The organism is Chryseobacterium sp. C-71 (assembly GCF_020911865.1).
Classification (GTDB): Bacteria; Bacteroidota; Bacteroidia; order Flavobacteriales; family Weeksellaceae; genus Chryseobacterium.
In genome coordinates this window covers 3,896,342-3,920,679 of sequence record NZ_CP087131.1, presented here as the reverse complement: position 1 = coordinate 3,920,679, position 24,338 = coordinate 3,896,342, and the positions used below count along the sequence as shown (strand labels likewise).

The window sequence follows — 24,338 nt, the reverse complement described above, 5'->3', positions numbered from 1 at the left end:
GTGAAGCTGTACAGCTACTTTTGTTACATAGGGAAAATTAAATAGAATCTGAAAGGATAATTTTGTTTCTACCCAGTTTTAGTTTACCGGAATCTTCCAATTGTTTCAGAAGTCTAGACACAACTACTCTAACTGTTCCGAGTTCATTGGCAAGCTGTTCGTGAGTGATTACGATGGTTTTAGATTGGGAGATTTCTGATTTTTTATGAAGCAGATTGAGTAATCTTTCATCCACTTTTTTGAAGGCAATCGCATTGATAATATCAAGCAATTCTTCAAAACGTTTGTGATAAAGCCTAAAAATATAATCCAGCCATTCCGGATATTCTTTGATGAATAAAGTAACTTTATCCATTGGTAAAAACAAGATCTCAGAATCTTCCTCCACCTCGGCCTTTACAATACTTTTCTCATTGTACATCCCACCAAGAAATGACATAATGCAACTTTCACCGGCTTTGATGTAATAAAGTAAGATCTCGCGACCGTCTTCTTCCGTCCGGATGACTTTTAACAATCCTTTCATCACAATAGGAATGGAACGTATGGACGCATTTTCATCCAAAATGATGTCACCTTCGTGGTAAGTTTTCAGGATACCGTTTTGATAAAGCTTATCAGTTAATTCCGGTGAAGAACTGAATTCGGAAGAAATTATATTTGGTTTCATTATGTGAAAATATGCAACGAATTTACATTAATTTGAAAGAATGTGATTGTTTAGACGCCTTGTTTTGAGCTCAAACCTATTAATTAAGTCAGCAATTCTATACACTGAAATATTTTGTCTAATAGCTTTGATTTTGCTGGATATTTATTGTTTTTAAAGAAATTCTATATTACACCCAAGATCTGTAATAAAAAAATCATTATTATTTTTTTATTTTGTGAATATTTGTAAATTTGCGTCAAAGGAAATGGTGCTCTTCCTTACCCAACCGCCTTAAAAAAGCTGATGACGCCTGATTACAACAATGTTAACACATTTAATCAGGTAAATTATGTCTAAAAATCAGCGTTCCAGATTCAGCAGCAGAAAAGCTCAGCTTCATACAAAGATCTTCTTTCGAAAATATCCGAGTCTTCCTTACGTTGTTAAATGGTTTTTAATCAGTTCCATCATTGGGATATGTGTAGGTTCTGCATCGGCAGGTTTTTTAGTGTCGCTGGATTGGGCTACCAATTTCAGAGAGAACCATTTATGGCTCATTGCCTTCTTGCCCATTGGCGGATTGCTGATTGGTCTACTCTACCATTATTTAGGAAAAGATATTGAAGCTGGGAATAATCTCCTGATCGACAGCATTCACAATCCAAAGGAAATCATCCCTTTCAGAATGGCTCCATTTGTTTATTTAGGAACTATTGCCACTCATTTTTTTGGAGGCTCAGCAGGTCGGGAAGGAACAGCATTGCAGATGGCAGGTGCGATTGCAGACCAATTCACAAAACCCTTCAGACTCAATGAATCTGAGCGTAAAATCTTACTTATTTCAGCCATAGCAGCTGGTTTTGGTTCCATCTTCGGAACGCCTCTAGCGGGAGCGTTGTTTGGTCTGGAAGTCTTTTTAATTGGAAAAATAAAATACGATGCGATATTTCCGGCTTTTGCTTCGGCAATTCTGGCCGACCTAGTTACCAACCTCTGGCAGGTAAAACACACCCATTATCATATTGACCTTATTCCAAAAATGGAATTTCTGCCTATCATTTACAGCATATTGGCAGGGATTATATTTGGTTTGTGTGCAGCTACTTTCAGTAAAGTTATTCATCATATCACTGCGATTTTTAAAGCGAAAATCTCTTTTCCTCCGCTCCGTCCATTTGTGGGAGGCATCATCGTTGCCGTTGCTGTTTTTGCGATGGGAACTACAAAATATATCGGTTTGGGGATTCCCACAATTGTTCAGTCTTTTGAGCATCATTTACCACCTTACGATTTTGCGTTGAAGATGGCTTTTACCATTATCACGCTTGCGGCAGGATTTAAGGGCGGAGAAGTAACGCCGTTGTTTTTTATCGGTGCTACTTTGGGAAGTGCTTTATCATTATTTATCCCTCTACCGACAGGACTTCTGGCAGGAATGGGATTTGTGGCGGTATTTGCAGGAGCAACCAATACGCCACTTGCCTGTATGCTGATGGGAATAGAACTTTTCGGTGCTGAAAGCGGGATTTATATGGCGATTGCTTGTGTCGTATCATATTTAATTTCGGGGCATAACAGCATTTATGGAAGACAAGTCATAGGACAGCCTAAACATATTAGATTTATAAATCAAGAAGGCAAAACTATTAATGACAAAGAAAAATAATGGAAAAGAAATGTCTCATTTCAATGATTATTTTGAATCAAGGGCAAAGGTAGAAACTAACGGATTATTGAAAAGACTGTGGCAAATCTCTTATCTTTTTAAAGAAATAATTGGTCGAATAAAATTACACTGGTCTTTGTTAAAATTTTCAATTTTAGATCATTTATTTTTTAAATTAATATTAATATCGTAATATTGCAATATTAAATCATTATGGGAGCTACAAAGACGGATCACTTTACAGATCAACAAAATAAAATAGCAGTGATAGCAAAAGCATTGGGGCACCCTGCCAGAGTTGCTATTATAGAATATCTGCTCAAGGTAAATATGTGTATCACGGGAGACATCGTCAATGAATTACCATTGGCACAACCCACCATATCCCAGCATTTGAAAGAATTGAAAAATGCGGGTTTGATAAAGGGCAGTATTGAAGGAAATTCCGTTTGCTACTGTATCGATGAAAATACTTTCGAGATCCTGAAAGATTACTTTTCAAAGATCATTAATACCGTTACTGATCAGAAATGTTGTTGATGCATTTTTTTACTTTTAAATATCGCAATATTGCATTAGTACAATATATCTTTAGATTTTCAAATCGCTACCATTAAATTAAAAACAATTAAAACAAAATAATATGACACTAGAACAAATAAAAGAGATCTTGCCAACATTGGAGAATGTAGAGTTTCAATTGGAAGACGGCTCTTTTGTTCCTGAGCATTTCCACGTGACGGAAGTAGGACAGATCAATAAAAAATTCATCGATTGTGGCGGAGTGATTCGTGAGGAATCGGTGGTTAATTTCCAGTTATGGAATGCAGACGACTACGAACACAGGTTAAAACCCGGAAAACTGCTCAGTATTATTAAACTTTCTGAAGAAAAATTAGGGATTGAAAATAATGAGATCGAAGTGGAATATCAAAGCAATACTATTGGCAAATATGACTTGGAATTCAATGGGAAAGTTTTTGTTTTGAAAAGTAAGACCACTGCTTGTCTTGCTCAGGATGCTTGCGGAATTCCTTCGGAAAAATTGAAGAAGAATTTGGCGGAATTGCATGTTAATAATGCTAATACGTGTACGCCGGGGGGAGGCTGTTGCTAAATCAATTTCTGTATGGAAGCATTCGACAAAAGATCGCATTGGAAAACATCTATCAGAACAAACCTTTGGAAACAGTAAGCTGGTATCAGCCTGATCCCGAGACCTCTTTAGAATTCATCCATCAGCTAGATCTGGCAAAGTCTGCTAAGATTATTGATGTTGGCGGAGGCGACAGTTTTCTTGTAGATCATCTGCTTGAGTTAGGGTATGAAGATATTACAGTACTTGACATTTCCCATACAGCAATAGAACGGGCAAAAGCAAGACTAGGAAGCAAAGCCCACAAATTGAAGTGGATCACTACAGATATTTTGGATTTCCTACCAACAGAGCAATACGATTTTTGGCACGACAGGGCGGCCTTTCATTTTTTGACCGAAAAAAAAGATGTGGATCATTATATAAAAACTACAACAAATGCGATCTCCAGAAACGGAATGATGGTGATCGGTACCTTTTCGAAGTTGGGACCCAGAAAATGCAGCGATATCGATATTAAACAATATTCAGAACAGACAATGACAGCTCGGTTTGAGAAATATTTTGAAGCAATCGAGTGTTTTTCTGTTGATCATAAAACACCATTTGAAACCATTCAGAATTTTGTATTCTGCAGCTTCAAAAGAAAACACACCATTTCTGATAATGCTAAAGCTTAGTATTACTAACAATAGCAAGACCACTATTTTGATCCGTATGGATCTGCTGCACTCTTACCATTAAAAAGCTGTCCATTTATCAATACTAATAAAAATAATTAAAAATGAACGAGATCATTTCAAAGATCATAGAATCAATTTCTAAAGACTCTATTACCGAGGAAAGAAAAACTGTTTTGCAGCCATTGGCAGATTACATCCAAGGCAAAGCTGAAGAAGATCAGACCAGCAGATTGAACTTTATTTGTACCCACAACAGCCGAAGAAGCCACCTATCACAGATCTGGGCGCAGACCATGGCCTTTCATTTTGGCATTAAAAACGTTTATTGTTATTCCGGCGGAACGGAGGCGACCGCAATGTTCCCAAAAGTGGCTGAAACATTGGAAAATCAAGGATTTCAGATTCAGATGCTGAATAATGATGATAATCCTGTCTATGCGGTAAAGTATGCAGAAAATGAAGCGCCCATCATTTGCTTTTCGAAGGAATACACCAATGAATTTAATCCAAAAAAAGAATTTGGTGCGATTATGACGTGTAATAATGCTGATGAAGGCTGCCCTTTGGTTATCGGAGCTGAAGCAAGATTTCCTGTCAAATATGATGATCCCAAAGCTTCAGACAACACGCCGGAACAAACAAAAGTCTATGCAGAAAGAAGCCTTCAAATCGCCACAGAGATGTTTTATGTTTTCTCACAGGTAAAAAAATAGAATGGAAATAATAAGAATAACTAAGGATCATTTTCCCGAAATAGCTGAAATATACAGACAAGGGCTTGAAACAGGCCATGCCACATTCGAAACCACTGTTCCGACTTGGGAAGATTGGGACAAAGGTAAACTAAAGCACAGCCGATTGGTTGCTATACTTGACAAAATGGTTGTTGGCTGGGCTGCACTCTCGGCAGTGAGTGACCGATGTGTCTATGGTGGTGTGGCAGAAGTAAGCATCTACATTTCCAATAATTATAAAGGGAAAGGCATAGGAAAAAACTTAATGCAAAAACTGATAGAAGAAAGTGAAAGTAACAGCATATGGACGCTGCAAAGCGGGATGTTTCCTGAGAATGAAGCAACGGTGGCTCTTCATCAAAGTTCGGGCTTCAGAATGATAGGTTATCGCGAAAAGATCGGAAAGCTAAGAGATATTTGGCGTGACACGGTCATTATGGAAAGAAGAAGAAGTAAAACCACAGGAATAAATTAAACAGCATGCAACCAAAACTAAAATTTCTCGACAGATACTTAACGCTATGGATATTTCTTGCGATGGCGTTCGGAGTAGGCTTAGGATATATATTTCCAGAAATAACAAACATCACCAATTCACTTTCTGTAGGAGCAACCAACATTCCACTGGCCATTGGATTGATCTTGATGATGTACCCTCCCCTTGCAAAAGTTGATTATTCTTTACTACCGATTGCATTTAAAGATAAAAAAGTCATCAGCATATCATTGTTGTTGAACTGGATCATCGGTCCGATATTGATGTTTGTCCTTGCCATTATTTTCTTAAGAAACGAGCCGGACTATATGATCGGATTGATCCTCATCGGTTTGGCAAGATGTATTGCAATGGTGATCGTGTGGAACGATCTGGCCAAAGGAAACAGAGAATATGCTGCCTTATTAGTCGCTTTAAACAGTATTTTTCAGATATTCACCTACAGTTTTTTTGTCTGGTTATTCATCAATGTTTTACCTGAGAAATTAGGATTGGCCAATTTTAATGTCAGTGTATCAATGAAAGATGTGACGGAGAGCGTTCTCATCTATTTGGGTATTCCGTTTCTGGCTGGTTTCCTGAGTCGCTATTTTTTAGTTAAATCAAAAGGTTTGGATTGGTACAACAGAAAATTTGTACCGACAATTTCACCAATCACGTTGTATGCCTTATTGTTTACAATTGTTCTGATGTTCAGCCTTAAGGGCGAACAAATAGTTGAACTTCCGATGGACGTTGTAAAAGTTGCGATACCACTTGTGGTGTATTTTGTACTGATGTTCTTTGTCAGCTTCTTTATCAATAGATCAATGAAAGTACCTTATGACAAAAATGCATCCATCGCGTTTACAGCCACCGGAAACAATTTTGAACTGGCAATAGCAGTGGCTATTTCTGTTTTTGGTATCAACTCTGCTCAGGCTTTTGTAGGGGTTATCGGCCCCTTGGTAGAAGTTCCGGTGCTGATACTGTTGGTAAGGGCAAGTCTATGGCTGAAGAAAAAGTATTATGTATGATAATAAAGATGGACAGAACAGAAAAACAGGCTTATATAAATGAAACTCTCAAACAAATCATTACAAAAAAAATTAAAAGAATTTAGCATCAAATATTACTAAAATTCTTTCCAAATGTTTCGATATTTCTTCGGTTGTGAGTGCAAGACATGCAAAGTCTACTAAAGGCTCAATCGAAACAAATCATATATAAAAGTGTTTGAAGATATTCCCGTCTTGGTCATAAGACGGGAATAATAGATTTTGAAATTCACGAAACACTTTCCAGATTACAATTCACCAATTCCACCGACTCATTTTGCCCGTTCACCGAAAAACCCATCATTTTCATAAGATTCCTACAGACCTTTACACAAGAATTAGAGCAATAACGCTTTGAAACTTAAAATCTCAATATTATGAAAACAAACATCGGACTTACAGAGCAAAACACAGAAGCTGTTGCAGAACAATTGGCAAAACTTTTAGCTGACGAAACTGTACTTTACATCAAAACCAGAAATGCACACTGGAACGTCACCGGCGACAACTTCCACGCCAACCACATCTTTTTCGAAGAACAGTACAGACAGTTGGACGAGTTGATTGACAGCGTTGCAGAACGTCTACGTAAAATCGGACATTACGCTCCTGCTACAATGAAAATTTATCTCGAATTAACGCATCTTACCGAATATAGCGACAGAACCAATGACGGATTGGGTTATATGAAAGATTTATTAAAAGACCACGAAAGCATCATCGATTTTCTAAGAGGAAACGTGACGCCTTTTGCTGAAAAATACAAAGATTACGGTTCAAGCGACTTCATCACAAGCCTGATAGAAACCCACGAAGAAATGGCCTGGATGATCCGTTCTTACTTCAGATAATTAAGTTGCCACGAATGCACGAATAAAAGACATTTTAATCATAAAAAAATTCGTGCATTCGTGGCATTCAAAACTTTCGTATCAGAATCAAAAAAAATTAAGCAAAAAATTCTTACTGGTTTTGAGAAAAGGAATAATTATATTTGTTTCAACCAAAATAAACTATCCCTATGAAAGCCTTGATTGTTGATGACAACGATATCGCAAGAACTACGCTCGCACACCTGGCAAAGCAAGTTCCGAATCTCACGATTGTCAACGAATATTCCAACGCCATTGAAGCTTACAATCATTTGCAGAACAATCAGGTAGATTTGATATTTTTAGATATCGAAATGCCTGAAATGACCGGAATCGAACTCACCAAAAACCTTTCAGGGAAAGACATTATCATCATTTTCACCTCATCCAACAAAGATTACGCACTCGAAGCTTTCGAACTGAATATCGCAGATTACATCCTGAAACCCGTGATGCCTGCAAGATTTTTACAGGCCGTGAGCAAAGCGCAGTCGATTCTTGATAGCAGAAAGGAAAATGTAGAAGTCACCAAAGATGAGTTCCTTTTTGTGAGAGATTCCAATATCACAAGGCGTTTGAAGCTCGACGATATTTTTTATGCGGAAGCAATGGGCGATTACGTAAAATTTTACACAAAGGAAAAAATGTTCGCCATCCACGGCAAGATGAAAACAGCGGAAGAACGTCTCCCGAAAGACCATTTCATCAGAGTTCATCGCTCTTACATCGTTTCTGTCGGCAAGATAGACACGCTTCAGGACGGCGGAATTATGATCAACGGAAAATTCATTCCCGTTGCAGATGCCTACCGAAAAGCGCTCAACACAAGGATGAATGTTTTCTAATTATTTGTAAGTGATTAGGGCAGCTTAATCCGCCTGTAGTTTATCCTGAGCTTGTCGAAGGACTTCCAATCTTTTTTGCACACGATTTCAGTTTAAATAGAACTTGAGAACAAGCAAAAAAGGATTTCCGCTCAAGTCGGGCTGCGAGAGATTCAACGTTCCAATTCAAATGTAAAAATTCCCCTCCCTTGGAGGGGTGGCGAAAATTCAAAGAATTTTTGACGGGGTGGTTTTACAATTCAAAAGCGGTTTTCAACAATTCAAAATAAGTACAGACACTTATGAAAAAAATATCCTCAGTAATGGGAAACAGACGGTTCAGTTATTTCATCATCCTCACTTTCATTGCGGGTTCTCTCCTGTTGATAGCAGTTCAAATCAATTCGGCTAAAAACACCAAAGAACTCATTAGAAATAACAACCGACTTCTCAACGAACTACGTTCGAGCAATCATTTGCGTGAAATCGACCGTGATATTTTGGGCGTTGAAAGCAGAATCCGAGCTTCTATCGCGACCAACGACACGACTCATCTCGAAGGAATTGACCAAAAAATAAATCAGATAGAAAACTTTCTCGATTCACTATCCAAGGACAATTCAGACGACGTTGAAGAACGGTGGATTCACAGACTGAGCGTTCTTGCAATGGAAAAGAAAACAACGAAGGATAAATTACTGCTCCGTTATCACACGCTTGGAAATATGGATGACCAGACTTCCATTGCCAATCCACGAGCAAGAAAAATTTCCAATGAAATAACAAGCATTACTGCTAAAATCTACGAAAGCCGAAAACTAAATATGATTGACCTCAGCAAAAAGAGCGAGGAAATGGGACAAAAAGCAAGATTATACGATATCTCTTTATTGGTTCTTTTGATTTTAAGCGGTTCAATCGTTGGGTATCACATTCTTCGTCAGTTCAACAGACAACGTTTACTCATTCAGGAATTGGATGTTACGGAGAAAAAAGCTTCAGTTGCCGCACAGACCAAAGAAAATTTCCTTGCCAATATGAGCCACGAAATCAGAACACCTTTAAGTGGAATTTTGGGCTTTACCAACCTTTTGCAGAAAAGATCTTTGGATGAAACGTCAAAAGAATTTGTCTCATCAATCCAACGTTCGGGAGAAAACCTGATGGCGATTATTAATGACATTTTAGACTTATCAAAAATTGAAGCCGGAATGATGCGCATTACAGCAGGAATATTCAGTATCAATGGTTTAATCAACTCTGTAGAGACTCTTTTTCTGGAAAGAGCCAAAGAAAAAGGAATCACAATATCCAGCAAAGTCAATGCTGCCATTCCTGATACTTTAAATGGCGACGCCACGAGACTGACCCAGATTTTGGTCAACCTCATCGGCAATGCGATCAAATTTACGCATCAGGGGAAAATAAATATCGAAGTTTTCACCCAATCCAAAACTCAAAACCAGATTACACTCGGATTTACAATTTCTGATACAGGAATAGGCATCGAAAAGGAAAAACTGGATGAAGTCTTCGAAAGATTCAACCAGGGCGAAGATTCCATTACCCGAAACTTCGGCGGAACAGGTTTGGGCCTGTCGATTGTTAAGAATTTAATCGTTTTGCAAAACGGCAATATCGAAGTCAGCAGCGAACCCGGCAAAGGCACAACCTTCAGTTTTTATATTCCGTATGAGATTTCCGAAGAGCAGATTAAAACAGTACATCCTGTAGATCCTGATTATTTTAAAGATAAATCGAATGCGCCGTTGCGGGTTTTGGTAGTGGATGATAATGCCATCAATCAAAGCCTGATGAAACATCTTCTGTCCCAGTGGAACATTAATTTTGATATCGCAAACAACGGTCTGGAAGCGGTAGAATTTCTCAGAAATAACGACTGTGATTTGGTTTTAATGGACATCCAAATGCCACAGATGGACGGCTACGCAGCAACCCAACAGATCCGTGAAGTTCTTAAGTTAGACACTCCTATCATCGCAATGACTGCACACGCTTTGGCCGGCGAACGGGAAAAATGCCTGAGCCGTGGTATGAATGAATATATTTCAAAACCCATCAACGAGGAAGAATTATTTAAGCTCATCTCCAATTTCGGTCTCACGGAAGCGAATGATCCCGGGAAGAAAGCATCAAAAACTGAAACAGATTTTCAATTTATCAAGTTGAGTTATGTGAAATCGATAAGCGGTGGAGATACTTCCTTCGAAAAAACCGTGACAGAGCAGTTTATCGCAAACGTTCCGCCACACTTGGAAGAATTAGAATCGGCGTACGAAAATCTTGATTTCACAACCGTAAAACTCAGGGCGCACGATCTCAAATCCAGCATTTCCATAATGGGATTACTTCCCCTATTGGAAGAAAATCTGAATCTTCTGGAAAAAACGACAGAGAAAAATCCGCCTACTGAACAGGCTCTCGAAAACCTGAAAGACAGCATTCATTTTGCTTTACAGGAAGCCGGGACATTTTTACAATCACTTTAACTTTAAAAATTTAACACTAATGAATTTATTCTCACCCATAACGCTCCGCAATCTGACTTTGAAAAACAGAATTGTAGTATCGCCAATGCAGCAATACAGCGCAAAAAACGGCGTTCCCGGAAACTGGCATCTGGTTCATTTGGGAAGTCGTGCCGTTGGTGGCGCAGGTTTAATCATTACCGAATGTACAGCAGTTTCGCCCGAAGGTTTAGCCACTTTAAGCGATGTCGGAATCTGGAGTGATGAACAAAAAAATGCCTGGAAAAATATTGTAGATTTCGTACACGAGCAGGATGCAAAAATAGGAATCCAGCTGTGGCATTCTGGTGGAAAGGGCAGCCTGAAACACCCCAATGAAGGTATGAAACCACTCACGAAAGAAGAAGGCGGATGGACGGTAAAATCATCCTCACCCACTGCAATGAATGGTGTGATCCCCAAGGAGTTGACGGTGGATGAGATTCAGGAACTGAAGTTAAAATTTGTTGATGCTGCAATTCGGGCGGTAGATGCAGGATTTGACACCATAGAATTGCACGCCGGTCACGGTTATCTTTTTCATCAGTTTTATTCTGCCGTCATCAACAAAAGACAGGACGAATATGGCGGAAGTCTTGAAAATAGAATCCGTTTTCTGGTAGAAACGGTGGGCGAAGTGAGAAAAGCAATCCCAAACGGAATGCCTTTGCTGGTCAGAATTTCAGCAGTCGATTATCTGGAAGCGCCCGATGCGTGGAAATTGGATGACAGCATCATCCTTTCAAAAATCCTGAAGGAAAACGGTGTCGATTTTATAACTGCATCCGGCGGCGGATTTGCCAATGTGAGCAAAGACAGAGTTTTTTCGGGTTATCAGGTTCCGTTTGCATCCATTATAAAAAAGCAGACTGTCATTGCCACAGGTGCAGTCGGGATGATTACCGAAGCTGTGCAGGCAAACGACATTATTGTGAATGATGAGGCAGATCTGGTGGTGATTGCCAGAGAACACTTGCGGGATCCTTATTTTGCCCTTCATTCAGCAAAGGAATTGGATATCGAAACCGACATTCCGTGGCAATATAAAAGAGCTTTTTAATCCGTTTAAACTTATTTCGGTATGGAAAATCCAGGCGCATCTGTAGTAATTACCCATCATATTTTGAATGGAAAACAACAGGAATATGAAAAATGGTTAGAAGAAATTGTTCCCATCACAAAACATTCGGAAGGTTTTATCGATTTGCAGATTGTACGTCCGATTCCTGATTTGACTTTTGTTTATACCGTTATTATCCGTTTTGATACCATCAATAATTTAAAAAACTGGATAGAATCTGACAGCCGGAAAAAAATGATTGAAAAAGCGAATCCTTATTTCAGAAAAAATGACAGATACCAGATAAAATCCGGTTTGGATTTCCTTTTTAATTCAGAAAATGAAGGCCGAAAAGTTCCAGTCCGCTGGAAGCAGTATCTTGTCACCTGGTCTGCGATTTATCCTCTATCAATATTGATTCCCCTTGTTTCAATTCCGTTTTTGAGATTACTGAAAATCCCTGCAAACCATTATTCCGATGGTCTTATAAACTCCGGAATCATCGTGTTTATGATGGTTTTTGTGGTAATGCCAAATTATACGAAGCTGATCAGGAAATGGCTTTATAAATAATTGAAATTTGAATTTAAATAGAATCCGTCTCAAACAAATTGGGATGGATTTTTTTATTTTAATGCATTTCTTCAAAACAACTCGTTTAGATTAAAACACAACTTGTATTTTCTCTAAACAACCCGTTTAAACCAACACACACTTTGCATTTCTTCAAAATAACCTGTTTAAGATAAAACAACTTTGCATTTTGTTTCCCGCAACTTGTTTGAAACAAAACAACTTTGGCGGAAGTCTCCCACAGTCTGCGGGAAACCAAATCACTTTTACTTTTATTTAAAACTACCCTGTTTGGAACAAAATAACATTGCAGCTTGTTTCCCGCAACTTGTTTGAAACAAAACAACTTTTACTTTTGCATAAAATAATCTGCGGAATATTACAATCTCATTTATCTTATTAAACGACAGTTTCCGCCTCTTCATCGAACACCAATTGATTTTGAATTTTGTTGAATGTAGCTTTACACCATCAAATTAACACATACAAACAATTAAACTTTAAACATTATGGAAATTATTCAAACACCAGAAAATGCATTGTCTCACTCTACAGTTACAGCGATTATCAATGCCCCAATCGAAAAAGTAAACATCGCAGATTGGTTACTTAATCTTCCCGATGCCGAATATCAAAGATGCTCAACACAGCACATAGGAGCCGCTATTTCTACCACTTTTGACGGCGCACCGGTTTCTCTAAATGTTGAAACTATCGGAGATGCGTTGATGGTTCAGCATTATGTTGCGGTAGAACACCGTCCAGATTACTGCAGAATGTTATCAATTTCAGATTCAATTACTCAAAACGGACGTACAAAAGTTCAGGTTTTATGGGAACTGAAAGCCACAAAAATTGATGATAACACGACGTTGTACACCAACGAAATTCACGCAACCGCAACACCTGAAATGTTCGAATACCTGAAAGAACACAACGTAAATCTTGCTGATGCCGCTGCTTCCAGACAAGCCGCTTCTGATGCCCACAACCACGAAGAAACGCCAAACTTTGCAAAAAGCATCGAAAACAAAGCATTGACAGGAAAATACAATCAACCTTTCTAATAAATCAACACATTATATTTTATTAAAATCATTGGAACTTTCCAGTGATTTTTTGTGTTTAGAATTTGTGTTTTATTTTCCGCAGTTTGTTTAAAACAAAGAATCTTGTTAAATTTTAAATTTAAATTTTCTAAGGCTGTCATTTTGAGCGAAACAAAGTGGAGTCGAAAAATCTCAAATATTTGGATTTTAAAAGATTCTTCATTTCATAATGCTTCGCAAAATTCCATTCAGAATGACAAAAATAACTATTCAATAAGATTTAAGTAGCTCGAAAAAATTTTCACTTTGGTTTAAAAATATTCATCATCTACTCCATCATAAAACTCAACGACTCATTTTGCCTATTCATCGAATGAGACCTAAAAAGTCCCTGATTCAGGGCTAATTTTACAGTAGAAATAAAGACAAACTATCATTAATCATAAAAAATAATACGATGAAAACTGAATCACTTAGCTTCAAATACGAATTAGAAAAAAAAGAACCAAGAACCAACGATGGCGGAACGACAAGAGGTGCTTCTGTAAAAGATTTCCCTGCTTCTATTGGTATTGCGGGAGTTTCGATGAGACTGCAACCAGGAAGTATGAGAGAATTACACTGGCACGCCAACGCTGCTGAATGGGCTTACGTGATTTCGGGAACGGTTCGCACAACGATTATCCATCCTGATGGTCACAGCTACACCGATAATTTTGAACCGGGCGATGTTTGGTATTTCCCAAAAGGTTACGGTCACTCGATTCAGGCGACTGGAACGGAAGAATGTCATTTTATTTTGATTTTTGATAACGGTAATTTTTCTGAAGACCACACGTTCAGCGTGACCGATTTTGTTTCAAGCGTACCACCTGAAATCGTTGCTCAGAATTTAAATTTAACTTTAGAAGAAGTAGCGGCCTTGCCTCAGAAAGAAGCCTACTTCGCAGCGGGAATTATTCCTGATGAAATGTCTTTCGTTGCTGAAGCTCGTCCGAATGAATCTGACATCGAATTAACGAGCTTCCACCGTTATCCTTTGCATTCCCAACAGCCGAGAATCGTTCCGGGCGGAGGTTTACAGAGATTGGTAACAAGTAAAGAATTTCCTATCAGCAGCACGATGTCTGGTTCTATTTTGGAATTGCAACCGGGAGCTTTGAGAGAAATGCACTGGCATCCCAATGCGGACGAATGGCAGTATTTTATTTCAGGACAAGCGGAAATGTCAGTTTTCTTAGCGGAATCTACTTGTGTTACAGAACAGTTCAGTGCAGGAGATGTGGGCTACGTTCCAATGGGAGCCGGACATTATATCAAAAATACAGGCGATACCATTTGCAAAATTCTGATTGGATTCAACAGCGGACATTATGAATCTATTGATTTAAGCCAATGGCTTTCAGGAAATCCGAAAGATGTTGTCATTACTAATTTCGGTTTAAAAGAAGGCGAAATTGAAAAATTCCCGACTGAGAAAGTTTTCATTCAGCCTAAGAAATAAGATTAGAATTAAATCTTTCTAAATAATGAATCATTCTGTCATCAAAACAAGCACTGTTGTTTCATCTGATTCGATTAAGATACAAGAGAGATTGGTCATATTCTTAGCTTTGATTGCAGGATATATCGATGCAACAGGGTTGATACAATGGAAAACCTACGTCTCTTTTATGAGTGGAAATACAACTTCATTGGGAGCGGCCATTTCAACGGGTAAATCTGGAATCATTATCACATCAGTTACAGTCATTAGTTGTTTTTTATTGGGAATTTACGCCGGAACCTGCCTTTCATTATGGAAGAGAATTAAGAACCAAATATTAACTTTTTATCTTGTTTCCGGAATTCTCATTTTCTATTCAATTATTGCTTATTTTTATGATATTAATAATTGGACATCCATTGCAATTGTCGGATTTTCAATGGGAATGATGAATACGATTGTGACTTCGGTCGGAAACCAAAAAGTAAATACGGATTTCGTGACAGGAACTCTGAACAGCTTGGCAAGGAACACCGCAATGCTTAGTATGACCAAAGATAAAGATAAAAAAGAAGAGTATAAATCTAATTCGATTCATCTTTTACTCTTGTGGATTGGATTTATAACAGGTGCATTTATCGCTCCTTTCCTGCTCGATTATTTTGGAAAATGGACTTTGATGATTCCTGCTTTATCACTAATAATTTGCGGATTACTGATTTCAAAAATTAACTTTAAAAACTAATATTATGTTACAGAAAAACGATGTTGCTCCAGATTTCACTTTGTATGCAACGCCCGACCAGAAAATTACACTCTCAGAATTCAAAGGAAAGAATGTCATCCTTGCTTTTTATCCCGCCGACTGGAGTCCGGTTTGCAGCGACCAGATGGCTTTGTACAATGAAACTTTAAAGTTCTTTCATAAATATGATGCCGAAATCTTCGGAATTTCTGTAGACAGCAAATGGTGTCATCTGGCATTTGCACAATCAAGAAATTTACATTTTCCTTTACTCGCAGATTTTGAGGCTAAAGGAGAAATTGCTAAAAAATACGGCGTTTACGACGAGGAAGAAGGCGAATGTAAAAGAGCACTTTTCGTCATCAACAAAGATGGTATTATCGAATGGAGTTATCTGTCACCAACGGCTATCAATCCTGGTGCAGACGGAATTTTAGAAGCTTTAGAAACCCTTAACACAAAATAAATTATGTCACTAAAACCAAACGTCAGCCAGGCTGACCACGTACAAGGCAATGCAAACGCCGAACTTGTGATTGTAGAATACGGCGATTATCAATGTCCATACTGCGGCGCCGCTTATCCGGTTCTGAAAGAATTGATGGAAGAATATGGAAGTCAAGTCAAATTTGTTTTCAGAAACTTTCCTTTGTCTGAAATGCACCAATATGCAAGACCAGCGGCCATCGCAGCAGAAGCAGCCAATCAACAAGGGAAATTCTGGGAAATGCACGATGCGATTTATGAAAATCAGAGAGATTTGAATGAAAACTTACTGATGAAGTTGGCAGAACAATTAAAACTGAACATTCCTCAATTTGAAAAGGATTTGGAAAGTACAGAATTAGCTGAAAAAGTAGATGCAGATTTTGAAAGCGGGATTATGAGCGGCGTGAACGGTACGCCTTCTTTCTTTGTGAATGGAAAGAAATTCGATGGCGGTGCGGAAGATTTGTTTGAGCTTTTGAGGGAGAATACTGAGAGTTAAACCACAAATCGAAGATTCGACGGAGTCAAAAGACATAAAAGATTTTTGACACTTAAGTAAGTTTAAGTTTCTTTCATAACGCAAAAAAGAACACTTAAGTTTTCTTTTGAGGTTGAACCTTGTTTTACACTGAATCTGCAGCCCGACTTGAGTGGATCTCTTTTTTGTCATTGCGATTGCTGAATCGTTCAACTGATTGCTTCACGTCATTCGCAATGACAAAAAAAGCGGGAACGGAAGGCGGATAAAGCTGCCCAAAACCTAACAAAGTGGTTCGACGGAGTCAAATAAAATTTAACAAGACTGAACGATTTTAACCTAGGTTAAGATGGATTGGAATTTACAGGACTACATTTGCTAAAGAATTAAGACAACAAAATATAAAATAAATTAATCACAACATTTAAAAATTAAAACAATGAGCACACTAAAATTAAAAGACGGAACAGAGATTTTTTACAAAGACCAAGGCGAAGGACCAGTTTTGATGTTTCACCACGGATGGCCTTTATCATCAGACGACTGGGATGCACAGGTGATTTTTTTCCTGCAAAAAGGTTATAGAGTGGTGACGCACGACAGAAGAGGTCACGGCCGTTCCAGCCAGGATATTTACAATCACACGATTGAGCAATACGCTTCTGATGCAGCGGAATTGGTAGAATTCTTAGATTTGAAGGATGTAGTTCACATCGGTCACTCAACTGGCGGTGGCGAAGTAATCCGTTATGTGAATAAATATGCGAATGGAAGAGCGAAAAAAGCAGTTTTAATCAGTGCTGTTCCGCCAATTATGGTAGCGAGCGACAGCAATCCGGATGGTGTTCCGATGTCGGTTTTTGATGGCATCAGAGACCAGACTTTAAACAACAGACAGCAGTTTTATATTGATTTGACTTTCCCATTTTATGGTTATAACAGAGAAGGCGCAGATGTGAAAGAAGGCGTACAGAGAAACTGGTGGAGACAAGGAATGATGGGTGGAATCGTTGCTCATTATGACGGGATCAAAGCGTTTTCTGAAACTGATTTTACAGAAGATTTGAAAAATGTTGATATTCCGGTTTTGGTTCTTCACGGTGAAGATGACCAGATTGTACCTTACCAAAATGCAGCTTTGAAATCAATCAAATTATTGAAAAACGGAACGATAAAAACGTATCTTGGTTTCCCTCACGGAATGCCGACTACGGAAGCAGCAACGATTAATAAAGACCTTTTAGAGTTTATTGAAGCTTAAAATTTAAGTTGTTTAAGTAAATATTGAAAGAGTGAGCCAATGGTTCACTCTTTATTTTGTTACAAATAAATATCATGATAACTCTTGTTTCAATCTAGCATCAGGCTGAATATGCGGCTCTATTGAGATAAACATTTTTCCCTGAAATAGAATTTTTGGGTAAGCTGTAAATAATCTCAACCGTAAAGCTAGACAATTCATACAGCATATACTTCGTGTTACTCACCGTATTTTCACTGATTATTTTTCCTTTACTCAACACCAGGTCAAATTGAGTCTTATCTGGTAAATTTGTAAAATCGTAGTAAGAAATATCCATCGTATTGTTTTTATGATTAGAGTTTATTGATCGCTTTGGTTTTTACTATACAATTTATTAACCAAAACTTAAAAACAACTAAACAAAAACCAAAATTTGATTTATTTTAAATAAAAACTTGTTAGTTTGGTCTTTACGGTGGGTAGTTTTTAATTTTTCACAAAAATATATATTTGTAAATTCCATCAGAATAAACTATTATTGCCGCAACATTCGCCTGCCGAAAATTTTATTTTGTATGATCAATATCTATCGTAAAACAGCTCTTATTGAAGGCATCTCCTACTTGATTTTACTTTTTATTGCAATGCCATTAAAATATATTTTTAATATTTCTGAAGCTGTGAAATATTTTGGATGGATACATGGAGTATTATTTCTTGTTTTTATGGTTATTCTCGTCGCAACAGCACTAAAGTACAGATGGAGTCTTGTGAGGGTTATTATCTACATAATAGGTTCTGTTTTGCCTTTCGTACCTTTTATATTAGATAAAAAATTAAAAGAAGAATATTCGCAAAGCTGAGTCAGTGGCTAAAATTCAATAACATTTTTAATATCTCGCACAAAAATAAAAGCACAGTTCAAAATACACTTAAGTGCCTCTACTGCAATTTCAAAAAAGAAAACGAGCAAGTTAAAATTTCTTTCATCTCAATATTGAGAAAACCTAAGTCAAAAAAAAAAGTTATTTTTGTGCCATAAAAAATTGTGGTTAATTGTAGAATAGCTAATTTAGCACTACCATATCACATCATATATAAAATACATAACATGAGAAAAATACTTCTACTATTCGCCTGCACGTTTGGAATATCTGCTTTTTCCCAAATTAAGGTGCTGAAAAATGAGACCTTGGTGGAAATTGGTAAAGAAAATTCGGTAGGCTTGTACAAAAAAGAAAACAGGTTCACATTCAATTACCAGGATATTAACACAAGTAATCTTAACACATTCAGATCATTTTCATTTTTAGACGTTAACGGTGACGTTAATGATCTTTACAAATTGATCACTGACGGCTTTATAGATCAACCTTCGGGCAATGTTACGTTGGAACTTCCAAATGACATCATTGAACTTCATTACGAAAAAAACTACGGTCAGCCTACCGTACAGTTTATTCAGTATATCAATAAGAACAAAAAATATGTCGGGAAATCTCAGTTTTTGAATAAAAAACAGATCGACAAAATTTTCGGAATTGGCTCGTCAAAAGCCGCTTTGTACAAAAAATCTGTAGCTAGTAAAGCAAATACAGTTTCTAATGTATCAAGTACAAACACTTACGTACCAGAAAAAGCTGCTGTTGCTAATCCTACTCCGAAAAAGAAATCAAGAAAGTAAATATTTATTTTTTTAATAATACCTGAACTCATTCGTAAAGAATGAGTTTTTTTATTTTATTTTTGTAAAAAGATTAACAATTATGTCTCTTCAAATAATCAATTTAACCAAAAAGTTTGCTGAGCAAACTGCACTCAACAATATTAACATTTCAATTGAAAAAAACGAAATCATAGGTCTTCTTGGCCCAAACGGAGCCGGAAAATCTACACTGATGAAATCTATTGTGGGTGCTTTGAAAATTGATGAAGGTGAAATTATTTTTAACGGAAAAAATATTTCTGAAAACGAAATCGAAAGCAAAAAAAACATCGGTTTCCTTCCGGAAAACAATCCTCTGTATTTGGAAATGTATGTGAAAGAGTATCTGCAATTTGTTGCCAATATTCACAAAATTTCTGAAGCGAGAGTAGATGAGGTCATTGAATTGGTAGGAATTACTCCCGAAAAATCAAAGAAAATCAGCCAGCTATCTAAAGGTTACAAACAGAGAATAGGTTTGGCTCAGGCGATTATTCACCAACCTGATTTATTGATTCTGGATGAACCTACCAACGGTCTTGACCCTAATCAAATCATCGAAATCAGAAACGTAGTAAAAGAAATCGGTAAAGAGAAAACAGTTTTGCTTTCTACACACATTATGCAGGAGGTTGAGGCACTTTGCTCTAGAGTAATTTTGATTCACAAAGGAAATATTCTGCAGGATTGCGCAATTGAAGAATTTAAAGGGAAATTTGACAGTCTGGAGGAGGCTTTTGCGAGTTATACGCAGAATCATGTAGTTGAGGTTGATGATTAAGTAAGAATATTATTTTGTAAACATGAAAACAAGATTTACTTTTAAAGCTTTTATACTGCCCATAGTATTAATTGCAATTTTATGTGCAATCATTTTTATTCTTCCTGATTTCTTTATTTCTCCATATTACAATGATAAAATTTTTGTCAAAATTTTTGTACCTACAATAATGATTTCTTCATTTTTGTTATTACTTTTTCTGGAATTTAAGACAAAATGTACAATTGTAATATTTAATACTAAAGAAATTATTGTCAAGCAATTCTTCGGACTTATAATTAAAAAATATTCACATTCAGAAATTGAAGGCTGGAAATACAGTCATCAAAGTGATAATGGTGGGACTTACGAATTTATTTTTTTATATAACAAAAAAAACAAAGTAATTAATGTATCTCAATCATATCATCGAAATTATTTGAAACTGAAAGATTATATTCAAAATAATTTTAATCATTTAGGTTATGAAAAATTTTCTTACATTAATGAATTTAAAGAAATATTTAAATAAAAAAATTGAGAACGTTTATTGGCTTTAAATTTGATAACCCTTTGGTGAATAATCTTAAATAAAACCAATACAATGATTAAGAAAATTATACTGGGCGCATGTTTACTGCCTGTTTTATCTTTTGCGAATATTAAAGATAATAATGATACCAATCCAAAAGAAAAAATTACCAATAACAGAGATAAAGATTCTCAAGAGAGAATTCCTAAAACGGTTATTATTAAAACTAAAAAGTTTAAAATAAAGATCGACAAACAGCCAAACGGAAATTACCTTTATCAATCTTGGGGCGCTAATACGAAAATCTCAGCCAAACCAAGCATGATTATCTCAGACGGAGAAGTTATCCCCGATGGATCTGGCGGCAATTATTATTTTGAATTTAATAATAATGGAACACTTTATCAGGTTTGGAGAAATTATCTGACAGCTTCCGCCAAAAAAGCGCCTTACACGTTAGTAGTAATCGATGGAAACGGTGAAACTTTAGTAAGACAAGATGCGCAGGTTGTTAAAAATTAATTTAAACAAAAAATCAAATAATAATTCCTAATTTCACGATTAGGAATTTTTTATTTTAAGAAAAACAGAATGAAATTTACAGTCAAAGCAAATTTAATTGATATCATTTCAAGAGAAACGTATCCCGCAGAAATATCTATTTTAAATAAGAAAATTGCATCAATAAAGAGAATTAAAGAAACATTAGACACTTATATTTTACCCGGGTTTATCGATGCACACGTTCATATCGAAAGCAGCATGCTCGTACCTTCAGAATTTGCCCGAATTGCCGTAAAACACGGAACTGTAGGAACAATTTCTGATCCGCACGAAATAGCCAATGTTTTAGGCGTTGCGGGTGTCGATTATATGATTGAAAATGCTCAGCATTTTCCATTTCATTTTTATTTTGGAGCTCCGTCTTGCGTACCGGCGACTCAGTTTGAAACTGCAGGAGCTATAATTGATTCTAATGATATTGACCAGCTATTGAGTAGAAAAGAAATTGTTTACTTAGCTGAAATGATGAATTTCCCGGGCGTTATTTATAATGATGAAGAGGTTTTAAAGAAAATAGCCTTTGCTAAAAAACACGGCAAACCCATCGATGGTCACGCTCCGGGATTAATGGGAGAAGGAATGAAAACCTATTTCGATGCCGGAATAACGACAGATCACGAATGTTTTGGCCATACCGAAGCTCTTGAAAAGCTGAAACACGGGGTGAAAATAATGATCCGAGAAGGAAGTGCTGCCAAAAATTTCGACACGTTAATTCCATTGTTAAAAGATTTTCCGGAGCAGATCATGTTTTGTTGTGATGACAAACATCCCGATAATTTAATTGAATCCCACATCAATGATCATGTAAAACGTGCTTTGAAAGCCGGTCACGACTTATATGATATTCTTCGTGCCGCATCTTATAATGTTGTAAAACACTATAATTTACCCATTGGTTTATTACAGCCTGGCGATAATGCAGATTTTATTGAAATTGATAGTATTGAAAACTTCAATATTTTAAAAACCTACATCAATGGTGAATTGGTTGCAGAGAACGGAAACTCTTTCATTCAATCCGTTGAAGCACCCGTTGCGAATAATTTTAACTGTAATTTAAAACAACCATCCGATTTTAAAATTAAAAGTGAAAGCGATACCATTCGTGTGATTGAAGCTCTTGACGGACAATTAATCACGCATGAAATACAATCAAAAACTTTGGTCATTAATGGTTTTGCAGAATCAAATACCGAAGAAGATATTCTAAAAATTGCTGTAGTCAACCGATATAACGACGCTCCCGTTGCCACAGCTTTTATTAAAAATATTGGTTTAAAAAACGGAGCTATCGCATCCTGTGTTGCACACGATTGCCACAATATCGTTGTCGTTGGTACCAATGACGATGATATTTGTAAAGCCGTGAACGCCATCATCAGAGCAAAAGGCGGAATATCTTTAGCCACAGAAACAGAAGAATTGGTTTTAGAACTACCAATTGCCGGAATTATGACCAATCTTCCGGCCGAAGAAGTTGCGGAATTATATATTAAATTAGATCTAAGTGCAAAAGCGCTTGGAAGCAAATTACGAGCACCCTACATGAGCTTGTCTTTCATGGCACTTTTGGTTATTCCTGAATTAAAACTGAGCGATAAGGGTCTATTTAATGGTAAAAGCTTCGAGTTTACGGATGTTTTTGTGAAAGATAAATAGAATTTTCTTTTCTAATTTTTTATTTTACTAAAGAAATCGTTTTCAACAAAACTGTTTTTGGCCGCTTCATACCCAATGTTGTAAATTTGCTCAAGACGTTCTTTTTTTCTTTCAAAATTCCCGAAAGCAGAAAGATCTTTGGAAGAAATCAGCCAGTCACAGTATTCGAATTTTACCTTTTCAACTCTGTATGAAAATAAATCAAACGAACGTGAAACAATGGATTTAATGGTTTTCAGATCACTGATTTTAATATCATGCGGTGGCGAAACAAATACACCAATCAATTTATCACAGTCAGCTCTGATAATGTCAGCCGGAAAATTATTGAGAACTCCTCCATCGCAATACATTTCTTCACCTAAAATATAAGGTGTTGTAATTCCGGGAATTGAGCAGGAAGCAATCATTGCGTCTATGACTTTGAAATCTTTATCAAATATTTTTTCGGTTCCGGACACCAATTCTGTTGCAACAATTCTTACTTCTTTATCCAGATCACCGATTTTCATATCCTGAAAAATAGGTTTAAGATAATTGGCAAAAATAATCGATGAAACCAGTCCCGGCTGATTAAAGGTAAAATGTTTCCAGTTGAAAAAGTAGATGGATTGAAAGAAATCTAAAATCTCTTCAGGCTTTTTTCCAATTGCGTAAAGACAGCCCACGATTGAACCCGCACTACAACATGAGAGAATGTCTACATCAATATTTTTTTCGCTTAAAAATTTCAAAACTCCGGCATGTGCAATACCTTTAGTACCGCCACCCGATAAAACCAATCCCGTTTTTTCAAAGTTCATTGAATAAATTTATGAAAACAAATGATGATAAAGAATTTTTTTCCATTTAATTGTTGTTGTGTAAATGTTAATATTTCTAAACCGATTATCTAAAATAATACCATTCTATCCCAAAAAGACCTTTATGTTTTTCAAAATCAATCTTATCACCTTTATTAAACTTTCGATAAATTTCAGTATTTACTTTAAACATAGTTGGCTCGACATATTCTTTCAGTGTAATGATGTAAATAAATTTTTGAGTTTTAATATTAAATAAAGACTGTGTATTAATCAACTCATAATCAACACTTTTTAAATTAACCAAATTATTTGAATGTATTTTTGCTGATTTTAACAGCATACTTTTATAATCAGTCTCAGAGAGTTCTTTTTGCAAAAATGGTTTAAAATAAATACTTTTTGGAACTACTTTTAATTCATAAAATGTATATTCAGAATATTCTGTATTGAAAGATCCAAATGAATTCTCCTGTTTATCAATAACCACAAATTCTTTTATAACAGGTTTTGAAAAGTCAAAAGAAAAATTCAAAGCCATAAAAAATGGAATAAAATAATAACATATCAAATTCAAAAATATTTTTTCGCCTGTTGAAGG

The 24,338-nt window shown here is 36.5% G+C and carries 28 protein-coding genes and 1 riboswitch; of the genes, 24 read left to right on the top strand and 4 right to left on the bottom strand.

Annotated elements, in window-relative coordinates; all coding sequences use genetic code 11:
• Positions 1-37: 37 nt before the first annotated feature.
• A complete protein-coding gene (locus LNP04_RS18175; RefSeq protein WP_229984289.1) occupies positions 38-670 on the bottom strand; it encodes a Crp/Fnr family transcriptional regulator in 633 nt (210 codons plus the stop codon).
• A 234-nt stretch (positions 671-904) separates the two neighbouring features.
• Positions 905-972, top strand: a riboswitch (Fluoride riboswitch).
• A gap of 29 nt (positions 973-1,001) precedes the next feature.
• On the opposite strand from LNP04_RS18175, the gene LNP04_RS18170 reads away from it, so the two are divergent.
• The 18 genes from LNP04_RS18170 (at position 1,002) to LNP04_RS18085 (ending at position 17,729) form a co-directional block, all read left to right on the top strand.
• The gene (locus LNP04_RS18170) at positions 1,002-2,318 is read left to right on the top strand and encodes a voltage-gated chloride channel family protein (RefSeq protein WP_229984288.1); all 1,317 of its coding nucleotides are present in this window, start codon (positions 1,002-1,004) and stop codon (positions 2,316-2,318) included.
• Positions 2,319-2,531: 213 nt separating this feature from the next.
• Complete coding sequence (locus tag LNP04_RS18165; RefSeq protein ID WP_229984287.1) at positions 2,532-2,858, top strand: helix-turn-helix transcriptional regulator; 327 nt, start codon at positions 2,532-2,534, stop codon at positions 2,856-2,858.
• A 103-nt stretch (positions 2,859-2,961) separates the two neighbouring features.
• A complete protein-coding gene (locus LNP04_RS18160; protein WP_229984286.1) occupies positions 2,962-3,435 on the top strand; it encodes a DUF6428 family protein in 474 nt (157 codons plus the stop codon).
• Positions 3,436-3,473: 38 nt separating this feature from the next.
• Complete coding sequence (locus LNP04_RS18155; protein WP_324292099.1) at positions 3,474-4,094, top strand: class I SAM-dependent methyltransferase; 621 nt, start codon at positions 3,474-3,476, stop codon at positions 4,092-4,094.
• Between the two features lie 104 nt (positions 4,095-4,198).
• Positions 4,199-4,810 carry a low molecular weight phosphatase family protein gene (locus LNP04_RS18150; protein ID WP_229984285.1) on the top strand — a complete coding sequence of 204 codons (612 nt, stop codon included), beginning with the start codon at positions 4,199-4,201 and terminating at the stop codon, positions 4,808-4,810.
• Position 4,811: 1 nt separating this feature from the next.
• Positions 4,812-5,306 (top strand): GNAT family N-acetyltransferase, encoded by a 495-nt coding sequence (locus LNP04_RS18145; RefSeq protein ID WP_229984284.1) that lies wholly within the window; start codon positions 4,812-4,814, stop codon positions 5,304-5,306.
• A gap of 5 nt (positions 5,307-5,311) precedes the next feature.
• A complete protein-coding gene (gene arsB, locus LNP04_RS18140; RefSeq protein ID WP_229984283.1) occupies positions 5,312-6,343 on the top strand; it encodes an ACR3 family arsenite efflux transporter in 1,032 nt (343 codons plus the stop codon).
• Positions 6,344-6,741: 398 nt separating this feature from the next.
• Entirely contained in the window at positions 6,742-7,215 is a 474-nt protein-coding gene (locus LNP04_RS18135) for a Dps family protein (RefSeq protein ID WP_229984282.1), read from the top strand.
• Positions 7,216-7,385: 170 nt separating this feature from the next.
• Positions 7,386-8,081: a LytTR family DNA-binding domain-containing protein gene (locus LNP04_RS18130; protein ID WP_229984281.1), complete on the top strand. Its 696-nt coding sequence runs from the start codon at positions 7,386-7,388 to the stop codon at positions 8,079-8,081.
• A 281-nt stretch (positions 8,082-8,362) separates the two neighbouring features.
• Entirely contained in the window at positions 8,363-10,570 is a 2,208-nt protein-coding gene (locus tag LNP04_RS18125) for an ATP-binding protein (RefSeq protein WP_229984280.1), read from the top strand.
• A 19-nt stretch (positions 10,571-10,589) separates the two neighbouring features.
• On the top strand, positions 10,590-11,648 hold the full coding sequence (locus tag LNP04_RS18120; RefSeq protein WP_229984279.1) for an NADH:flavin oxidoreductase/NADH oxidase: 1,059 nt from the start codon (positions 10,590-10,592) through the stop codon (positions 11,646-11,648).
• A 21-nt stretch (positions 11,649-11,669) separates the two neighbouring features.
• A complete protein-coding gene (locus LNP04_RS18115; protein ID WP_229984278.1) occupies positions 11,670-12,221 on the top strand; it encodes an antibiotic biosynthesis monooxygenase in 552 nt (183 codons plus the stop codon).
• A 509-nt stretch (positions 12,222-12,730) separates the two neighbouring features.
• On the top strand, positions 12,731-13,288 hold the full coding sequence (locus LNP04_RS18110) for a hypothetical protein (protein WP_229984277.1): 558 nt from the start codon (positions 12,731-12,733) through the stop codon (positions 13,286-13,288).
• A gap of 439 nt (positions 13,289-13,727) precedes the next feature.
• Complete coding sequence (locus LNP04_RS18105; RefSeq protein WP_229984276.1) at positions 13,728-14,774, top strand: cupin domain-containing protein; 1,047 nt, start codon at positions 13,728-13,730, stop codon at positions 14,772-14,774.
• 25 nt (positions 14,775-14,799) lie between these two features.
• A complete protein-coding gene (locus LNP04_RS18100) occupies positions 14,800-15,501 on the top strand; it encodes a YoaK family protein (RefSeq protein ID WP_229984275.1) in 702 nt (233 codons plus the stop codon).
• A gap of 4 nt (positions 15,502-15,505) precedes the next feature.
• On the top strand, positions 15,506-15,967 hold the full coding sequence (locus LNP04_RS18095) for a redoxin domain-containing protein (protein WP_229984274.1): 462 nt from the start codon (positions 15,506-15,508) through the stop codon (positions 15,965-15,967).
• A 3-nt stretch (positions 15,968-15,970) separates the two neighbouring features.
• Entirely contained in the window at positions 15,971-16,489 is a 519-nt protein-coding gene (locus LNP04_RS18090; RefSeq protein ID WP_229984273.1) for a DsbA family protein, read from the top strand.
• A 418-nt stretch (positions 16,490-16,907) separates the two neighbouring features.
• Positions 16,908-17,729, top strand: coding sequence for an alpha/beta fold hydrolase (locus LNP04_RS18085; protein ID WP_229984272.1), 822 nt, complete (start codon positions 16,908-16,910; stop codon positions 17,727-17,729).
• A 100-nt stretch (positions 17,730-17,829) separates the two neighbouring features.
• On the opposite strand, the gene LNP04_RS18080 is transcribed toward LNP04_RS18085, so the two are convergent.
• Positions 17,830-18,048, bottom strand: coding sequence for a hypothetical protein (locus tag LNP04_RS18080; protein WP_229984271.1), 219 nt, complete (start codon positions 18,046-18,048; stop codon positions 17,830-17,832).
• 238 nt (positions 18,049-18,286) lie between these two features.
• Between LNP04_RS18080 and LNP04_RS18075 the strand changes: the two genes are divergently transcribed.
• The 6 genes from LNP04_RS18075 (at position 18,287) to ade (ending at position 22,934) form a co-directional block, all read left to right on the top strand.
• Positions 18,287-18,574, top strand: coding sequence for a DUF3817 domain-containing protein (locus tag LNP04_RS18075; protein ID WP_229984270.1), 288 nt, complete (start codon positions 18,287-18,289; stop codon positions 18,572-18,574).
• A gap of 248 nt (positions 18,575-18,822) precedes the next feature.
• The gene (locus LNP04_RS18070; protein WP_229984269.1) at positions 18,823-19,395 is read left to right on the top strand and encodes a hypothetical protein; all 573 of its coding nucleotides are present in this window, start codon (positions 18,823-18,825) and stop codon (positions 19,393-19,395) included.
• 82 nt (positions 19,396-19,477) lie between these two features.
• Positions 19,478-20,197 carry an ABC transporter ATP-binding protein gene (locus tag LNP04_RS18065; RefSeq protein WP_229984268.1) on the top strand — a complete coding sequence of 240 codons (720 nt, stop codon included), beginning with the start codon at positions 19,478-19,480 and terminating at the stop codon, positions 20,195-20,197.
• A gap of 22 nt (positions 20,198-20,219) precedes the next feature.
• A complete protein-coding gene (locus LNP04_RS18060) occupies positions 20,220-20,708 on the top strand; it encodes a hypothetical protein (RefSeq protein ID WP_229984267.1) in 489 nt (162 codons plus the stop codon).
• A gap of 72 nt (positions 20,709-20,780) precedes the next feature.
• Complete coding sequence (locus LNP04_RS18055) at positions 20,781-21,230, top strand: hypothetical protein (RefSeq protein WP_229984266.1); 450 nt, start codon at positions 20,781-20,783, stop codon at positions 21,228-21,230.
• Positions 21,231-21,299: 69 nt separating this feature from the next.
• Positions 21,300-22,934: an adenine deaminase gene (ade, locus tag LNP04_RS18050; RefSeq protein WP_229984265.1), complete on the top strand. Its 1,635-nt coding sequence runs from the start codon at positions 21,300-21,302 to the stop codon at positions 22,932-22,934.
• A gap of 11 nt (positions 22,935-22,945) precedes the next feature.
• Here ade and LNP04_RS18045 read toward each other — a convergent pair whose 3' ends face one another.
• Both LNP04_RS18045 and LNP04_RS18040 read right to left on the bottom strand, forming a co-directional pair.
• Entirely contained in the window at positions 22,946-23,737 is a 792-nt protein-coding gene (locus LNP04_RS18045) for a patatin-like phospholipase family protein (protein WP_229984264.1), read from the bottom strand.
• An 85-nt stretch (positions 23,738-23,822) separates the two neighbouring features.
• Complete coding sequence (locus tag LNP04_RS18040) at positions 23,823-24,278, bottom strand: hypothetical protein (RefSeq protein WP_229984263.1); 456 nt, start codon at positions 24,276-24,278, stop codon at positions 23,823-23,825.
• Between the last annotated feature and the right edge of the window lie 60 nt (positions 24,279-24,338).

Excerpts from the sequence above, each read along its gene's own strand:
- LNP04_RS18105 (WP_229984276.1), top strand. The coding sequence starts at position 13,728 with ATGAAAACTGAATCACTTAGCTTCAAATACGAATTAGAAAAAAAAGAA.
- arsB (WP_229984283.1), top strand. The coding sequence starts at position 5,312 with ATGCAACCAAAACTAAAATTTCTCGACAGATACTTAACGCTATGGATA.
- ade (WP_229984265.1), top strand. The coding sequence starts at position 21,300 with ATGAAATTTACAGTCAAAGCAAATTTAATTGATATCATTTCAAGAGAA.
- LNP04_RS18125 (WP_229984280.1), top strand. The coding sequence starts at position 8,363 with ATGAAAAAAATATCCTCAGTAATGGGAAACAGACGGTTCAGTTATTTC.
- LNP04_RS18170 (WP_229984288.1), top strand. The coding sequence starts at position 1,002 with ATGTCTAAAAATCAGCGTTCCAGATTCAGCAGCAGAAAAGCTCAGCTT.
- LNP04_RS18165 (WP_229984287.1), top strand. The coding sequence starts at position 2,532 with ATGGGAGCTACAAAGACGGATCACTTTACAGATCAACAAAATAAAATA.
- LNP04_RS18045 (WP_229984264.1), bottom strand. The coding sequence starts at position 23,737 with ATGAACTTTGAAAAAACGGGATTGGTTTTATCGGGTGGCGGTACTAAA.
- LNP04_RS18040 (WP_229984263.1), bottom strand. The coding sequence starts at position 24,278 with ATGGCTTTGAATTTTTCTTTTGACTTTTCAAAACCTGTTATAAAAGAA.
- LNP04_RS18085 (WP_229984272.1), top strand. The coding sequence starts at position 16,908 with ATGAGCACACTAAAATTAAAAGACGGAACAGAGATTTTTTACAAAGAC.
- LNP04_RS18070 (WP_229984269.1), top strand. The coding sequence starts at position 18,823 with ATGAGAAAAATACTTCTACTATTCGCCTGCACGTTTGGAATATCTGCT.
- LNP04_RS18150 (WP_229984285.1), top strand. The coding sequence starts at position 4,199 with ATGAACGAGATCATTTCAAAGATCATAGAATCAATTTCTAAAGACTCT.
- LNP04_RS18080 (WP_229984271.1), bottom strand. The coding sequence starts at position 18,048 with ATGGATATTTCTTACTACGATTTTACAAATTTACCAGATAAGACTCAA.
- LNP04_RS18130 (WP_229984281.1), top strand. The coding sequence starts at position 7,386 with ATGAAAGCCTTGATTGTTGATGACAACGATATCGCAAGAACTACGCTC.
- LNP04_RS18175 (WP_229984289.1), bottom strand. The coding sequence starts at position 670 with ATGAAACCAAATATAATTTCTTCCGAATTCAGTTCTTCACCGGAATTA.
- LNP04_RS18120 (WP_229984279.1), top strand. The coding sequence starts at position 10,590 with ATGAATTTATTCTCACCCATAACGCTCCGCAATCTGACTTTGAAAAAC.
- LNP04_RS18075 (WP_229984270.1), top strand. The coding sequence starts at position 18,287 with ATGATCAATATCTATCGTAAAACAGCTCTTATTGAAGGCATCTCCTAC.
- LNP04_RS18115 (WP_229984278.1), top strand. The coding sequence starts at position 11,670 with ATGGAAAATCCAGGCGCATCTGTAGTAATTACCCATCATATTTTGAAT.
- LNP04_RS18055 (WP_229984266.1), top strand. The coding sequence starts at position 20,781 with ATGATTAAGAAAATTATACTGGGCGCATGTTTACTGCCTGTTTTATCT.
- LNP04_RS18110 (WP_229984277.1), top strand. The coding sequence starts at position 12,731 with ATGGAAATTATTCAAACACCAGAAAATGCATTGTCTCACTCTACAGTT.
- LNP04_RS18060 (WP_229984267.1), top strand. The coding sequence starts at position 20,220 with ATGAAAACAAGATTTACTTTTAAAGCTTTTATACTGCCCATAGTATTA.
- LNP04_RS18095 (WP_229984274.1), top strand. The coding sequence starts at position 15,506 with ATGTTACAGAAAAACGATGTTGCTCCAGATTTCACTTTGTATGCAACG.
- LNP04_RS18135 (WP_229984282.1), top strand. The coding sequence starts at position 6,742 with ATGAAAACAAACATCGGACTTACAGAGCAAAACACAGAAGCTGTTGCA.
- LNP04_RS18100 (WP_229984275.1), top strand. The coding sequence starts at position 14,800 with ATGAATCATTCTGTCATCAAAACAAGCACTGTTGTTTCATCTGATTCG.
- LNP04_RS18145 (WP_229984284.1), top strand. The coding sequence starts at position 4,812 with ATGGAAATAATAAGAATAACTAAGGATCATTTTCCCGAAATAGCTGAA.
- LNP04_RS18090 (WP_229984273.1), top strand. The coding sequence starts at position 15,971 with ATGTCACTAAAACCAAACGTCAGCCAGGCTGACCACGTACAAGGCAAT.
- LNP04_RS18065 (WP_229984268.1), top strand. The coding sequence starts at position 19,478 with ATGTCTCTTCAAATAATCAATTTAACCAAAAAGTTTGCTGAGCAAACT.
- LNP04_RS18160 (WP_229984286.1), top strand. The coding sequence starts at position 2,962 with ATGACACTAGAACAAATAAAAGAGATCTTGCCAACATTGGAGAATGTA.